Origin of the sequence: Desulfuromonas sp. TF (assembly GCF_000472285.1) — a bacterium.
Lineage (GTDB): Bacteria > Desulfobacterota > Desulfuromonadia > Desulfuromonadales > ATBO01 > ATBO01.
Genome location: NZ_KI421421.1, coordinates 451,388 through 466,929, shown reverse-complemented (window position 1 = coordinate 466,929; position 15,542 = coordinate 451,388). Strand labels below are relative to the sequence as shown.

The following is a 15,542-nucleotide window of genomic DNA, read 5'->3' as shown; positions in this document are numbered from 1 at the left end:
GGCGACTGGATTCGAACCAGCGACCCCCTGCTCCCAAGGCAGGTGCGCTACCAGGCTGCGCTACGCCCCGACAAGAGGAAAATTTCTAACACAAGCAACGAGTTTCTGCAACCGAAAAAAAAGAACCAAGATCGACTTCTGCCAACCATGTAGTCAGAGGAAGCGATAGGAAACACCAACATTCGCGGCCCAGGATTCCCAGTTCACCTCATTGAGTCTCTGAATCACTTCTCGGCCGTCAGTGTAAAAAAAGCGGATTTCCCCGTCTTCGGCTTTCCACTCCTGGTAATTGAGATTGAGATGAACGGACCAATGATCGGTCAGGTCGTACATGCCGCCAAGAGCGAGAATAATGGCATCACCGTCGTCGGCCTCGTGTTCGAAGCTTTTCGGATGCGCGAAGTCGTCACGAAGGTTCCAGTCGGCCTCCGCTTCGAAATCGGCCCAATGGTACTCGAAGGAACCGTACAGTCGAAATCTCTTCGCAGGCTCCCATTCGATGTCGATGCCTGCCCACGGTCCGTACCACCGGGTCTCGTAGGTGCTGTCCAGTCCGCCGAAGGGGCCCGTTGGAGGGACGTGAGGATCGATGTCGGGCCTCGAAACAGTCTGGAATCCATCGGTCAGCGTCAGGTTCTGCTCATGGTAGGAGTAACCGGCGACGGGGGTGATCGCCAGCCGATCGGTCCACATGCGGAATCGTGGCCCGATCCCGGCCGAAACATCGAAGACATCCCCATCATCGGATTTATTGTTGGAGCGTGAAAATTCGATCGTCCGGTCATCCCCGTCAAAGTCCGAATCCTGGTTTTCCCCATCCACGATCCAACCGTACGCCACGGAACCCCTCACGCTGATTGTAAACGGCGCCTTTCCATTTCCAAAGCCGAGCTTGCCGCCCCCCCTGATCTGATAGATCTCCAGATCCTCCCACTCCAGTTCAGAAATAATGTTGGGTCCATCAATGCCTCCGGCAATATTCCAGTCCAACTCGTCCAAACGATATCCGGCCTCAAGTTTAAAGGCCGGATTTTCCGTAAAATCGGCCTTGGCCGGCACAACGGTAACGATAAGTGCAAGAGAACCCAAAAGGAGAATCCGCAACAGCTTGCACATGATTCGTTCTCCCTCACGACATCCCATCAGATCGACTCCTTGCAAAACAGACCGCTCTCTCCGAGGAAAACACTCCGGCGAGAGCTCATTGTAATTAGCTGGTTGCGGCTTGTCATTAGAAAAGAAACCAGGGAGGTGCGGCATCCCTCTCAACCGTCTTTTCATTTTCCCTGGCGCATCATCCTGCCGTGCGATAAACTATCGTCATAACTATCTAATTTCGGAGAAAATGCCATGCCCCCAGATCTGGAAAAAGGCCGTCGTCTGCACGGTTTCGTCATAACAGCTGTCACCCCTCTCCCCGAACTGAACGCAACTCTCTTTCAACTGATGCATGAAAAAACCGGCGCCAGGGCGGTTCATGTTGCCGCCGCGGATCCCAATAATCTTTTCGCCGTCGGTTTCCGCACTCCTCCCGGGGATTCCACCGGCGTCGCCCACATCCTGGAGCATACGGTTCTGTGCGGTTCCCGGAACTTTCCGGTGCGCGATCCGTTTTTCTCCATGCTCAAGCGCAGCCTCAATACCTTCATGAATGCCATGACCGCCAGCGACTGGACTCTCTACCCATTCTCCAGCCAGAACACCAAGGACTTCTACAACCTTCTGGACATCTACCTCGATGCCGCCTTCTTTCCCCTGCTGCGCGAGCGGGATTTCCGCCAGGAAGGGCACCGGGTCGAATTTTCCGAACCGGACAACCCCGACTCTCCCCTGCTCTTCAAGGGGGTCGTCTACAATGAAATGAAGGGGGCGATGGCTTCGCCTTCCTCCCTGATCAGCCGCCGCATGGGAAAGGCCCTCTATCCCACCACCACCTACGGCCACAACTCGGGAGGCGAACCGTCCGCCATCCCCGATCTTACCTGGGAGCAGCTGCGGGAATTTCATGCCGAGTATTATCACCCCAGCAACGCCTACTTTTTCACCTACGGCGATCTGCCGCTGGAGAAGCATCTCGAAGTGGTTGAACAGAAAGCCCTGCGGCATTTCGAAATCCGGGATGTGGCAGGCGCCGTCCCCCCCGAGCGCCGTTTCGATACTCCGCAGCGGATAACCGAAATGTATCCGATCGATCCCGGCGAACCGACGGAGAAAAAATCGATGGTGCAGCTGGGATGGCTGACCTGCGACATCGGCGACAGTTTCGAGCGTCTGGCCCTGAACCTGCTGGCCACTCTGCTGGCGGGAAATCCGGCGGCCCCTCTTTACAAGGCCCTTCTCGATTCGAAGCTGGGGAGCAACCTTGCGCCGGGGACCGGCTATCACGATGAAAACCGCACCACCTATTTCGCGGCCGGTCTGCAGGGGACCAACCCGCGGGATGCCGAGAAGATCGAAAAGCTTGTTCTCGACACCCTCGAGGAGGTGACCCGGACCGGGTTCACCCCGGAACGCATCGACGGCGCCATTCATCGCCTGGAATTCGGCCATCGGGAAGTCACCGGAGACCATTATCCCTATTCCCTATCCCTGCTGATGCGCATCATGGGTCCCTGGCTGCACTGCGACGACCCGGTCTCCCCTCTGAAGCTCGAGGAAAATCTGGCCAGACTGCGCCGGGAAATAGCCGCCGGCCCTTTTTTTGAAAATCTCATCCGCCGCTACCTGCTGGACAATTCGCACCGGGTGACCCTCACCCTGAAGCCGGACCCGACCATGAAGGAGAAGGAGGAAAAGGAGACGGGGAATCACCTCGCCCGCATCAAAGGGGAGCTGACGGAAGAGGCCAAGCAGCGGATCGTCGAACAAGCCGAAGAGCTGCGAAAGGCACAGGAAGCCGCTGAAGACCTCTCCTGCCTGCCCACCCTGGGGCGCGAGGACATTCCGCCCGAGGAGCCGCCCGTCCCGTCGAATTTCAGCCGCGAACAAGGCCATGAGGTTCAATGGTTCGATCAGCCCACCAACGGCATCGATTACTTCTTCGCCTACCTGCCAACCGCCGTCCTGCCGTCGGAGCTGCTTCCCTATGTCCCCGTGTTCTGCACCCTTCTCACCCAGGTCGGGGCGGCCGGGCGCAGCTATATGGAAATGGCGGAGAAGATGGAAGCCGGAACCGGCGGCATTCACGCGGGAACCGAGATCCTCGAAAATCCTAGCAATCTGGATGAATTCACGGGACTGATGGAAATCCGCGGGAAGGCGCTTGTGCGCAACCAGGAAAAGCTCTTCGGCATTCTCTCCGATTTATGCTCCGCCCCCGACTTCACCGATCTGAATCGTCTGCACACCGTGGTCGGACAGATCAAAACCGCACTGGAGAACTCCATACCCTCCTCCGGGCACAGCTACGCCGGCCGGGCCGCGGCAGGCCGTCTGACCCCGTCGGCCAGGCTGCGGGAGTGCTGGTCGGGGCTGTCTTTTCTGCGGCTGGTGAAGGAGATAGCCGGCCGACCTCCGGAGCAGCTCGAAGATCTCTCAGAAAAGATGCAGAGCATTGCCCGGATCCTCTTCCAGAAAGAACTCATCGCCTGCGGCGTGACCGGCGAATCCCCTTCCTTCGACCCGGTTCGCGGCGCCCTGAAGCCGTATCTTGGCGGTCTGCCGGACGGCCGGAAACCGGCCGCACAGATGCGCGATCCGTTCACCCCCGTCCCCGTGCGGCTGGGATGGTCCTGGTCGGTTCCGGTCTCCTATGTCAGCAGAGTCTTTCGCGCCGTTCCCTTCAATCACCCTGACGCCGCCCCCCTCCTGGTTCTGGCCAAACTTCTGCGCGCCGGTTATCTGCACCGGGAGATCCGGGAGAAGGGCGGAGCCTACGGCGGAATGGCCAGCTACAATCCAGAAGCGGGGATTTTCTCTCTTCTCTCCTACCGGGACCCCCAGCTCACGCGCACTCTGAACGTCTACGACGATGCGGCGTCCTGGGCCGCGGCCGGCAAATTCGGCAGCGATGAGATCACCGAGGCGATCCTGGCCGTCTTCAGCGACCTCGACCGACCGCTCTCCCCCGGCGCCCGGGGGCACCGGGAGTTCGCCAACACACGCCAGGGGCTGACCCGGGAGATGCGCCAGACGCTCCGTGAAGGAGTGCTGGCCACCGGCCGCCAAACCCTGCAGAGAGTCGCCGCCGAATTCCTGCTGGAAGGCAGGGAGGCAAGTGCCGTCTCGGTAATCGCCGGCGAGGAAGCGCTGAGGAAGGCGAATGAGGAACTGGGGGATGCGGGGCTGAGTATCGAAAGAATCTAAAAAACGAGGACGGAGGACGGCATCTGCTCTGTCATCTGTCATCTGTCCTCCGTCCTCTGAGGGTTTTCCTTGTCGGCTCGGCCTTCCAGGGGTCATCGGGCCAGGGATGCCGGGGATACCTGCCCTTCATCTCTTTTTTCACGTCGGGGTAGATGTTCTTCCAGAAGCTGGCGAGGTCGCTGGTGACCGCCAGGGGCCGCCCGGCCGGCGACAGGAGGTGGACCAGGACCGCAACACGGTCGCCGGCGACGCGGGGAGTCTCACTCAGACCGAAGAGTTCCTGCAGCTTGACCGCAAGCACCGGTCTTTCTTCCGTTTCATAGTCGAGGCGGATATTCGATCCGCTAGGCACCTTCAGGCGTTCCGGAGCGAGACGGTCGAGTTCAAGCTGCCGCTCCCAGCCGAAAAGGTTTCGCAGGGCCGGCAGGGGATCGACCCGCCGCAACCCTTCCAGGGATTTCACTCCCTGAAGGAAGGGAGACAGCCACTTTTGCACAGAGGCAAGAAGCGCCGCATCCGACAGATCGGGCCAGCCGTCCTCGGGAAATGACCGGGCGAGGAAAGCCCCCCTTGCCCGCCACTGCCGAGCCGCCGGGTGCCAGCCGAGAACATCCAGTCCCTGCCGGCGGACCACACCCAGCATGGCCGCCACCGCATCTTCCGGGAGGGCGGCTGCCGGCCGCTCCTGGATGACCAGGGCGCCGAGCCGCCGCACCTCGCGGGCAATCAGGCGCCCGCTGCGTTCATCCCATTCCACTTCCCGCCGCCACTCGATACCATCCCCGAAGAGTTCGTCTATGTCATTCCGCACCAGGGCGCTGGCAAGGCGAATCTCCCCTTCCCCGCCGGGCCGGCCGGCTACATCCACCGCAACCAGCCATTCGCTGCGGCCGATCGCCGAACGCGGGGACAGGCGGACGCCCTGCCCTCCGGAGAGGAGATAGCGGCCCGATCCCGGCTCCCGCTCGCGCCCGATCCGGTCGGGATAGGCGGCTGCCAGGAGGCGTCCCACTGCGCGCAGATCGGCCGACGGCTCTCCGACCTTCGTTCCCGTTTTCCGTCTCCAGTAGCGGGCGGCCCGCTTCACCGCCTCCGCCTCAGAACGGCGAAGCGCTTCGACCCGATCGAGCAGGTCGCTGCCACTGGCGCTGTGTGGTACTTCCTCCGCGGCAAACACGTCGCGTTCGGAAAGAAGCGCCGTCAGATCACAGCCGAGGGCCGGATATCCGGCCTCCAGTGCGGCGACCAGCAGTCGCGACAGGCGGGGATGAGCCGGATAGGCGGCCATCCTCTCTCCCATCGCTGTGAGCCGTCCCTGGTCATCGATGGCGCCGAGCTGCCGCAGGACTTCTCTTGCGGCGGCGAGATGACCTGCGGGAGGCGAATCGAGCCAGACGAGCTGCGCCGGATCCGGAATCCCCCAACGGGCCAGCTCCAGAGCCATGGGAGCGAGATCGGCGCTGCGGATCTCCGGCGGAGCGAAGGGGAGAAGAGCGCCGTGCGCCCCCTCGCTCCACAGGCGGCAGCAGACGCCCGGACCCAGACGCCCCGCGCGGCCGGCCCGCTGCCCGGCGCTCGCCTGGGAAATGCTCACCGTCTCCAGGGTGGTCATCCCCCGCGCCGCGTCGAAACGCGGACGGCGCTCCAGACCGCTGTCGATCACAACGGACACTCCCTCGATGGTCAGACTCGTCTCGGCGATGTTGGTGGCCAGGACAACCTTGCGCCTCAGGCCGGGCAGGATCGCCCTCTCCTGTTCGGCAAAGGGCAGATCGCCATAAAGGGGCCGGAGGTCCACCTTTTCTTCCAGGTCCGCCAACAGCCGGGCGCAGCGCCGGATCTCGCCGGTCCCGGGGAGAAAGACCAGGATGTCCCCGTCGGTTTCCGCCAGCGCACGGCGCACCGCCGCGGCAGTGAATTCGGCCGGGCTCCCCTGCGGCTCCCGGGGGAGGTGGCGAATATCGACCGGGAAAACGCGTCCGGCGCTGGTGATCATCGGAGCATCGCCGAGAAGCTTCGCCACGGGCGCTGCGTCGAGAGTCGCGGACATTACCAGCAGTTTCAGATCGCTGCGCAACCCCTGCTGGGCATCCCGGCAGAGTGCCAGGGCGAGATCGCTGTTGAGGCTTCGCTCGTGGAATTCATCGAAAATGACCAGGCCGACCCCGGTGAGTTCCGGGTCTTCCTGAAGGCGGCGGGTGAGGATTCCCTCTGTGACCACCTCGACGCGGGTGGCGGCGCCGATGCGGCTCTCATATCGTATGGCGTAGCCGATCGTGCGGCCCGGCTCCTCGCCGATGAGCCTCGCCATGTAGCGGGCTGCGTTGGTCGCGGCGAGGCGGCGGGGTTCGAGCATGAGGATCGATCTGCCGGCGAGCCACGGCGCGTTGAGAAGTGCGAGCGGCACGCGCGTGGTCTTGCCGGCACCCGGCGGCGCCTGAAGGACCGCCGCATCGCCGACGGCCAGCGCTCTTTCAAGCTCGGGGAGAGCCTCATCGACGGGAAGTTGTCCCTTGATCCTCCCGCCCTTCACTGCCGGCCCGGATCGATCTGCAGAAATCTCTCCACCGCCTGCGGTATTTCCTCATCGGCAATGTTGCCGAAAGCCAGGCGGAGAAATCCCTCCAACCCCGGACCGAAAACCTCCCCGGGGAGGCAGATGATACCGGCCTCTTCAGCCAGGATCCGCGCCGCCTCCCGGCCTGTTTTTCCTGCGAAAGGATGCCGGACCCAGGCAAAGAAGCCCCCGCTCGCCGCCAGCTCGAAGGGATTTCCTTGGAGAGTGAATGCGGCGCGGAAGGCATCGTGACGCCTGGTCATCATGTTGCAGTTTGCCGCGACCCAGGGATCGAGACACTCGCAGCCGTACGCCACCGCGTGCTGGGTGATGCGCGGTTGACAGACGGCCATGGTGTCCTGCACCTTCAGAGCTTGTTGCATGAAGCCTTCCGCGGCGACCAGCGCTCCGGCCCGGTAGCCGGTCAGGGCGAAGGTCTTGCCGAAGGAAGCGAGATGGATGAAGTGATCTCTCCAGCCCGGATCCGCGAAAAGGGCGTGGGGAGGTGCGCCCTCCGGGATGAAAGCGTTGTAGGTTTCGTCGAGGACCAGGGCGATGCCTTTCTCCCGGGCCAGTTCGAATAGCTGCCGGACCGCCTCCGGGGAAAGGATCTCACCGGTCGGATTGCTTGGAGAAACGAGCAGGATGGCGCGGGTCCGAGGCGTCACCAGAGAAGCGATCTTCCGGACGTCGGCGTCGGCGCCGGCGCCCCCCTTTTCTCCGGGGATGAAAACGGGGCGCACTCCCAGGGCCTGGAGGGCCATCGGATGGTCGAAATAGGCCGGCAGCTGGACGATCACCTCGTCCCCCCGGGTGCAGAGCACGGTCATGGCCAGCCAGAAAGCCTGGCTGGCGCCGACGGTCAGGCAGATTTCCGACGGCCGCGGAGCGCTCCCGTAGAGGCGTCCATACCAGGCGGAGACCGCCTCGCGAACTTCAGGCAGCCCTTCGTCGGGGGAATACTTCGAAACCAGCGGGTCCTTCATCCGTTCGCGGAGGAAATCGACCAGCTCCGGCGCCGGGGGATAGTCGGGAATCGCCTGGCAGAGATCGACCAGCGGCCGATCCGGCGAAAAGGTCCGCCCGGCGATCCACGATTTCACCTCGGTGATGGGAGGGTATTGGACGAGTTCGATGTGGGGAGATATCCTGAATTTCATACCTTGAACGGACTCACAAACACTTGGGAAAACCAGCAACCGGGCAGAACCAGGATGCAGGGTTGATAACCGGACAGGTTCATAGAATAACCGTTCAGCGATATAAATTCATCCTCAAAATAGGAGCCTCACATACGACGCGTCCTGTATTTCACTCCCTCCCCGGCTCGGGTGACCGCGGGGGAAGAGGTCCGTTTTGGGAACGCCTGTTTGCGGTTGAAAGGAGGTAGTAAGACAGGAGGCAGCCGAAGCTCATCACCCCCAGTGCAAGGTAGACGGCTGCGTATCCGAAGGCCTGAATGCCGCCTCCCAGAACATACGCGCCCAGGCCGATGCCTCCGTCGACGCAGGTGAAAAAGGTCGCTGTCACCGCGCTGCTGCGATGCTCCGGGGAGATCTGAATGGCCAGCGCCTGCATGCTGGGGACAGCGCTTCCATATCCAACGCCGATCATTGCGGCAGCCAGCAGCATCCACGCGGTGATATGGATCCCGCCCAGGATCATCAGCCCTCCTGCCAGGATGACGATGGACACGCAAATCGCGGCATCGGCTCCAAGACGGTCATACAATCGGCCGGTTGCCAGGCGCGAAAGCACGGAAGCGGTCGCCATAACCACGAAGAAATACTCGATGACCAGCGGCAGATGAAGTTCCGAGGCATAGACGACCACAAAGGTCATCACGCCGCCGTAGGAAAAAGCGAGTACAAGGATGATCAGCGAAACAGGAACGGCCTTCACCTCGAACAGATCCCGTACGGAGATGCGCGCGGGCGTCTTCGCCATTTCTTCACGGTCAGGAACAAGACAGATGATCAGCAGGCCGAGCAGGGTGGTCAAAGTCGAGAAGATAAATACCGAGGGGTAGCCGTAAACAGAGGAAAGCTTCAGGCCGATGTACGGACCGACGGCACCGCCGGCCAGCACCATGGTCGTCAGATAGGCCAGGCCTTCGCCGATTCTTGATCGTGGGACAAGCCGACTGCCGAGGGCCATGGTCGACGTGTTGACGATGGCGAAAGCGGCGCCGCTGACGAACCTGTTCAGCAGGATACCGGCGACGGAGTCCAGCCCCAGATAGATCGCATTGGTTGCCGTGAAAACAATTCCGCTGGCCAGCAGAACCCGCCGGACGCCGAATCGTGCCTCGAGTCGGGGGGTATGGACCCTGAACAGCACGGCGGCAATGAGAAAGGCCGCATTGACCGCGCCCGCCGCCTGCAGGGAGCTGTTCAACTCCTCCAGGAGGTAGGCGGGGAGGACCGGCATATAGAGTGAAAACGGGATGAAGAGAAACAGCATCCCGAGCATGGTCAGGCAGAAGGGGGTGGTCCACAGGGTTTTCCGGTCGGTACGAATCACTCGCATACTCCTGCAAAAAATGGATCTGCCGGGACGGGACTAGTCCGAGATATCGTGGCCCTTCCGGGAGAAAGCGTCTGGGAGGCTCCGGCTACCGTAGATGCCGGACAGCTCGAGTGAGCCCCTCGAGCGTGAGGGGGAACATCGGGAAGAGCGCCCCCACTGTCGGGACGGTTTCGTAATGCGCCCAGGAATTTTCCGGCAGAGGGTTCATCCATGCGCGACGGGGAAAGACCTCGGAGAGCTGTCGGAGCCAGTCGATCCCCTGGACGTCGCGCGTGTGCAGATGATCCAGCAGGTCGGTGTGGTAAAAGAGTTCGTAAGGCGACATGGCGGCATCGCCGACCATGATGAGCCGGTAGGTTTTGGCGCATTTCAGAAGAACCTCGGCAGTCGGGACGAATTCACCGGTTTCGAGATTGGTATAGAGCTTATCGTAAACACAGTTGTGAAAGTAGAAAGTGCGAAAGTCCTTGAAGTGGTTGAGCTTGTTGGCGGCCGAGAAGAGCCTTTCCGAGAGGTTGCGGAAAGGCTCCATGGAGCCTCCCGAGTCCATCACCAGCAGGAGACGAATCTGATTCTGCGGTTCCCTGGCGAAAACCAGATCGATTTCGCCGCCGTTATGGCAGGTTTTATCAATCGTGGCGTCCAGGTCCAGGGCCTCCTCGGCTCCGCAGTCCCGAAGATCGCGCAGCCGTTTCAGTGCCACGCTGATCTGGCGCACGTCCAGAGTCAGATCGTTGCGCAGATTGCGATACCTGCGGGCCACGGCCTGCAAGGCGGCCCGCCCGCCGCTGCCTTGGGCGGCGAAGGAGACTCCCGAGGGATGGCTGCCATTGGCGCCGTACGGACTCGTCCCGCCGGTGCCGATCCACTTTTGCCCCCCGTGATGGGGTTTCTCCTGCTCTTGCAGCCTCTTCTCCAGTTCCCGCAGAAGCTCGGGCAGAGAGAGCGCTTTCATCTCCTCGATCTGCTCGGGAGAGAGACGAAGCGGCGCGAGGGGCCCCTGGAGCCATTCGAGAATCTGCTCCCTGGTCACCAGATCCTCAGGAAGCGATTGCCCCTTGAAACAGTGTGCAAAAGCCTGGTCGAAGGCGTCGTAGTAGGCGACGTCCTTCACGAGCAGACTGCGGGACAGATAATAGAAATCGTTGAGGCTCTCCTTGTGGAGTCCCTTGGAAAGGCCCTCCAGGAGGGTGAGCCACTCGGTGACGCTGACCGGCACCCTCAGTGCCCGCAGGGCATGAAAGAGGGAGAGAAACATCAGCGGACGGAGCTTCGTCCTGCCGTGCGCACATCCGTGGGGCGTTTGGCGTGGCGGGACAGGGAGTCGAGGTCCCCCTCCATCTTGAGGAGGGTCCCCAGAAACGGGACATCCTTGGATGGCGAGGTCTCCTCCGCGGTCAGTTTCGCCCCGCTGGCCAGCAGCGCCCGTATCCAATCCAGCAGTTCCGAAGTCGAGGGGCGTTTTCGCAATCCGGGAACCTTGCGTACGCCGTAGAAGACCTTCAGGGCGTTCTGGAGAAGCTCTCCGGAGAGTCCCGGATAATGCACATCGATGATGGCGCGCATCTGATCTTCGTCAGGAAAATCGATATAGTGAAAGACACATCGTCGAAGGAAGGCGTCGGGAAGTTCCTTCTCCGAGTTCGACGTAACGATCACCACCGGCCGGTGGGCGCTTTCCACCCATTCGTCGGTCTCCAGGATGTGAAAACGCATCTCATCCAATTCGAAGAGCAGGTCGTTGGGAAATTCGATATCGGCCTTGTCCACCTCGTCGATGAGAAGCACGACCCTTTCGGGACGCGCAAAGGCCCGCCCCAAAGGACCGAGTTTGATATAACGCCGGATGTCGCGCACATCGCCGTCCCCAAAACGGGCATCGTTCAGACGCTGCACCGTATCGTAGGTGTAGAGACCGCTGCTCGCCTTGGTGGTTGACTTCACGTTCCAGAGGATGAGTTCCATCCCGAGGGATTCGGCGATATGATAGGCAAGAAGCGTCTTTCCCGTGCCCGGCTCTCCCTTCAGCAGCAGCGGACGCTCCAGCGCCAGGGCAACGTTGACGACATCCTGGAGGGCCCGGGAGGCAACGTACTTCTCGGTGCCGTTGAATTGGTGAAATCCCTGGTCGGACATGGATCATCTCTCCTTTATGCTAGGTTGAGGCGCTGCTTGTTCCGTCGTTTTCAGGCGGGGTTCGCTTCTCCTCAGCCCCGGAGCATACGGGGACCGAACGGCTTTTTCGTCTCCTTCTCCTTCTTTTCCGGTTCTTTGCCGCCCGTTTCTCAGCCGAAAGTAGTCTTCCGGCGTATTGATGTTGTCGAAGGAGCTGAACTCCGGATCGAAGGGCGCAATCTCCTCCGGGTGGACTTCCCGGGACTGCACGCGCGACAGGAGGGCGATGACCCTCCTGTTGGCCTCACTCTGCAGGAGCTCTTCAAGGGCGGGCAGACACCCTTTGCCGTAGAGGGCATGGAGCGGTTCGAAGCCTCGATCCGTAGAGGATATGACCAGATCCACGCCGCCCGAAAGTGAACAGAGGTGCTTTATCAGAGCGGCATTCAGGCTCGGCATGTCGCAGGCCACGGTAAATATCGCGGGGGTCTCGCTGTGCATCAGCCCCGAGTGGATTCCCGCCAGCACTCCCTTTCCCGGGTAGAGATCCGGCACCTTCCGGCAGGGCAGGAATGCATACTGCTCCGGCGTATTCGTGACGACGATCACCTCCTCGAACAGTCCTTCCAGGGTCCGGTATATCCCCTCGATGAACCGGACCCCGTTCTGGGGAAGCAGGGCCTTGTTGCTCCCCATCCGGCTGGCGGCGCCGCCGGCCAGGATGACCCCGGTCACCCCTTTGACCTTCTCCGCGGAATCGGCGATCTGCAGCCGCTCGCGGTGCGTGTAGACTTCGAAGCGGCCGCCCCGGACGTACCCGACCAGCGTGATTCCCGCTGTCTCCGCCATCTTGATCGCCATATTGGTCGGCGAGGTGCGGGAGGCGATCAGCGGCATGCCGAGCAGCGCCGACTTGGCCACCAACTCCGTGGAGATCCGCCCCGACGTGACCAGCATCATGCCATGCAGATCGATTCCCTTGATGAGAGCCTCGCCGGCAATGCGGTCGATGGTGTTGTGGCGCCCCAGATCTTCGGAGAAGAAAGAGATGCTTCCGTCGCCTGCGGCGGCGGAATGCATTCCTCCGTGGCTCCGGTAGCGCTGGGCGCGCGTACCGAGTTCGTTCATCATGGCGAATATCTCATCGGCCGAAAAACGTCTGCCGGGATCACCGGAAAGTCCTTCTTTCAGCGCCTGGGGAATGGTGAAGGCGATCCCCGTGCCGCAACCGGAGGTCAGGACCGGCTTTAGTTTTTCCGGGAGCTCCCCTTTGATCTCGACCCGCGCCATCCCGAAATCGCTGCAGACCGAGAGGAGATTGAAATCCTCCATCCGCTCGACGAACCCCTGGAGACGGAGGAAGCCGACAGCGAGATAACGGAGGTCGTGTGGAGAGGCGATGAGGGTCGCGATCTCCCGACCGTTCACGTTCAGAACGAGGGGGAACTCTTCCACCACCTCTTTCTCCCGCGCCGTCAATTGACCTTGGCCCGTGCTGTCTTTGCTGTAGCTGTAGATGCCGTGCATGGCGACTGCCTCCTGTCTCGCGTTTCCCGTATTTCGCGCCCTGTGCGGGCGATGGCGTCAAGCCCCTGGGGGAATTGACCGGCATCGCCCGCGCAGGGGATGGTCTTCCCGTCAGGCTTTACGTACCGAACACATCAGCGACTTTACGTCGGGATAACCGAGTATCGATTCCCGGCAGTCGGTGTCGGTCAGCAGGTTGGCATTGGCTTCGCCGGACCATCCGTGGGGCACGAATATACATCCTTCGGCGACACTCTCGTCCAGGGCCACTTTCATCCTGACCTGGCCCCGGTTGGTTTCGATGATGATGTCGTCATTCGTGGTCAAGCCGTACCGCTTTCCGGTCTCCGGCCCCATTTCGGCCACCGGCCCCGGGGCTTCCTTCTTCAGAGCATCGACGTCCCGGAACTGCGAGTGCACATAATAGTAGTTGCGATGTCCGGTGGAGAGGATGAGCGGGTATTTCTCCAGATAGGCCTTGTCGCTCTTCCTCGGGCTGCGTTCCGGTTCGATATACACCGGAAGGGGATTCGCTCCGACCTTCTCCATGGCATCGCTGTAAATCTCGATCTTCCCGGTAGGTGTCGCGAAGAGGCCGTCCCGGATCTCATACTTCTTCTCGCCATAATAGAGGCCTTCGGGGTTCTCTTCCAGCAGCTGCTCGAACGTCAGTCCGCTGGGTCCGAGTTCGAAACGGATGAGATCCTCTTCGCTCTCCCAGGGGAACTGATCGCCCAGCCCGAGCCTTTTGGCCAACTCGGTAAACAGCTTCCATTCGGACCAGCTCTCTCCCACCGGTTCGATGCACTTCTTGCGGAGCATCAGGTAAGGGAGGCAGTGGCAGACGTTGTAGGTGTACGCCAGTCCCCATTTTTCCAGGTGGGAACAGGCCGGCAGCACGTAATGAGCTTCCTTGGCGGTCTCCGTCATGAACATATCGTGCACCACCAGCAGGTCCAGCCGGCGGAACGCTTCGCGGAAGGCATTGGAGTCGGCCATGGAGACCAGGGGATTTCCGCCCACCACGTAAAATGCCTTCAGCTTGTCAGGGATCGCCTCCGGAACCATGGTGATGACGCCGTAAGGACTCTTGCGCCCCCACACTTCAATGAACAACGGGTATTTGTCCATGCCGAGAGGGTCTCCTTCCACATTGAGCCCCACATTGCCGAAATGCGGACGCGGACTGATGACCCATCCACCGGGCACGTTGATGTTGCCGGTGACGATCTGCAGTACGGAAAAGACGCGGCTGTTCTGCGTGCCGCCGGCAGTCTGGTCCTGGGTGCACGTTCCCTGGTAGATGGATGCCCCTTTGGTGGTTGCGAACTGGCGCGCCAGTTCCCTGATCTTGTCGGCGGGCACCCAGGTGATTTCCTCTGCCCACTCGGGAGTGAAGGGTTCGATGTGCGGCACCAGTTTGTCGTACCCGAAGGTGTTCTTCTCGATGAAGTCATGGTCGACCAGGTCTTCCTTGATGATGACGTGCAGCATCGCCATCGCCATGGCGCCGTCCGTGCCGGGGCGAATCTTCAGGTACATGTCGGCCTGGTCGGCCAGGGGGATGCGCCGCGGGTCGATGACCACGAGCTTTGCACCTTTGGCGAGATTTTTTTCCATGGCGAGCTTCAGGGGGAAGTCGCTCGCATCGGGATTGTGCCCCCAGAGGATGTAGAGGTTGGAATCGAGCTCCTCGGTGGGATACTTGCCGAAGGTGATCTGACGGGTGCGGATGCGCATCCGATAGCAGATGCTCTCCACGGAAAAAAAGTTCGGTGAGCCGAAGGCGGCCTTGAATCGCTGGGTCAGCTGAGCCATCTCCAGGTTCTCGACCCCGATGGAGCCGCTGAACACCCCCAGAACGCTGGGGCCGAACTTCTCCTTCAGGTCGAGAAGTTTGGCGGCGATCTCATCGAGCGCCTGATCCCAGGAAATGGGGACGAACTTCCCGTCGACCTTCTTCAGCGGCGTCTTGATCCGATCGGGCGAGTAGATGTGGGTCAGGGCCGCCTCGCCTTTGGGACAGAGCTCACCGTGGTTGATCGGATGGTTTTCGAGTCCTTCCACCTTGACGGCCTTGCCGTCTTCGATGGTCACCCTGGTGCCGCAGCTGTGATAGCAGAGTGTGCAATCGGTCAGAACCTGATGTGACGTCGTCATGAAATGTTCCTTTCTGATGGCTGGTTAAAAGCAGGTGTGTTGTTTAAGCAAGCTGTGCAGGCCGCTGAATCGGTTCATCAAAGGTTTTTCGATATTGTCGCTCCCTCTCAGTAAAGAGGTACCTGAATGCGATTTTGGCCGGGGATCAGCCGACGTTTCCTCTAAAGGAGAGCAATTACCGGGCCAAGCGGATCGAGCAGGAGGTCAGAGTCTTGAAATCATTGATTTTTCGCGGATTGGTTCGGAACCCCTGCGGGGAGGCTCTCGCTTAAGAGGAGGAGGCGCATGTGTGGAAAAAAAACAGGTGTTTGTTTTCCGGACAGTTCGATGCGGAAATGAGGGCGGTTCC

9 protein-coding genes are annotated in these 15,542 nt (G+C 61.0%); 1 reads left to right on the top strand and 8 read right to left on the bottom strand.

Translation table 11 applies throughout. From position 1 onward, the window contains the following. Positions 1-153: 153 nt before the first annotated feature. Positions 154-1,116: an outer membrane beta-barrel protein gene (locus tag DTF_RS23540; protein ID WP_193352703.1), complete on the bottom strand. Its 963-nt coding sequence runs from the start codon at positions 1,114-1,116 to the stop codon at positions 154-156. 234 nt (positions 1,117-1,350) lie between these two features. Between DTF_RS23540 and DTF_RS0113475 the strand changes: the two genes are divergently transcribed. Next, positions 1,351-4,305 (top strand): insulinase family protein, encoded by a 2,955-nt coding sequence (locus DTF_RS0113475; protein WP_035057053.1) that lies wholly within the window; start codon positions 1,351-1,353, stop codon positions 4,303-4,305. Between the two features lie 31 nt (positions 4,306-4,336). Here DTF_RS0113475 and hrpB read toward each other — a convergent pair whose 3' ends face one another. From hrpB to DTF_RS0113440, 7 genes are all read right to left on the bottom strand, one after another. After that, a complete protein-coding gene (hrpB, locus tag DTF_RS0113470; RefSeq protein ID WP_226989338.1) occupies positions 4,337-6,838 on the bottom strand; it encodes an ATP-dependent helicase HrpB in 2,502 nt (833 codons plus the stop codon). Next, positions 6,835-8,022 carry an aminotransferase gene (locus DTF_RS0113465; protein WP_027715741.1) on the bottom strand — a complete coding sequence of 396 codons (1,188 nt, stop codon included), beginning with the start codon at positions 8,020-8,022 and terminating at the stop codon, positions 6,835-6,837. Before DTF_RS0113465 ends, hrpB begins: the two co-directional genes overlap by 4 nt. 151 nt (positions 8,023-8,173) lie before the next feature. Then, a complete protein-coding gene (locus tag DTF_RS23535; protein WP_051361298.1) occupies positions 8,174-9,391 on the bottom strand; it encodes an MFS transporter in 1,218 nt (405 codons plus the stop codon). An 85-nt stretch (positions 9,392-9,476) separates the two neighbouring features. Further along, entirely contained in the window at positions 9,477-10,649 is a 1,173-nt protein-coding gene (locus tag DTF_RS0113455) for a VWA domain-containing protein (protein WP_027715740.1), read from the bottom strand. Further along, positions 10,649-11,527 carry a MoxR family ATPase gene (locus DTF_RS0113450; RefSeq protein ID WP_027715739.1) on the bottom strand — a complete coding sequence of 293 codons (879 nt, stop codon included), beginning with the start codon at positions 11,525-11,527 and terminating at the stop codon, positions 10,649-10,651. The genes DTF_RS0113455 and DTF_RS0113450 overlap by 1 nt, the downstream gene beginning before the upstream one ends. 3 nt (positions 11,528-11,530) lie before the next feature. After that, on the bottom strand, positions 11,531-13,033 hold the full coding sequence (gene fdhD, locus DTF_RS26210) for a formate dehydrogenase accessory sulfurtransferase FdhD (RefSeq protein WP_081702968.1): 1,503 nt from the start codon (positions 13,031-13,033) through the stop codon (positions 11,531-11,533). A 111-nt stretch (positions 13,034-13,144) separates the two neighbouring features. Beyond that, positions 13,145-15,193, bottom strand: coding sequence for a molybdopterin-dependent oxidoreductase (locus tag DTF_RS0113440; protein WP_027715738.1), 2,049 nt, complete (start codon positions 15,191-15,193; stop codon positions 13,145-13,147). Positions 15,194-15,542 lie beyond the last annotated feature (349 nt).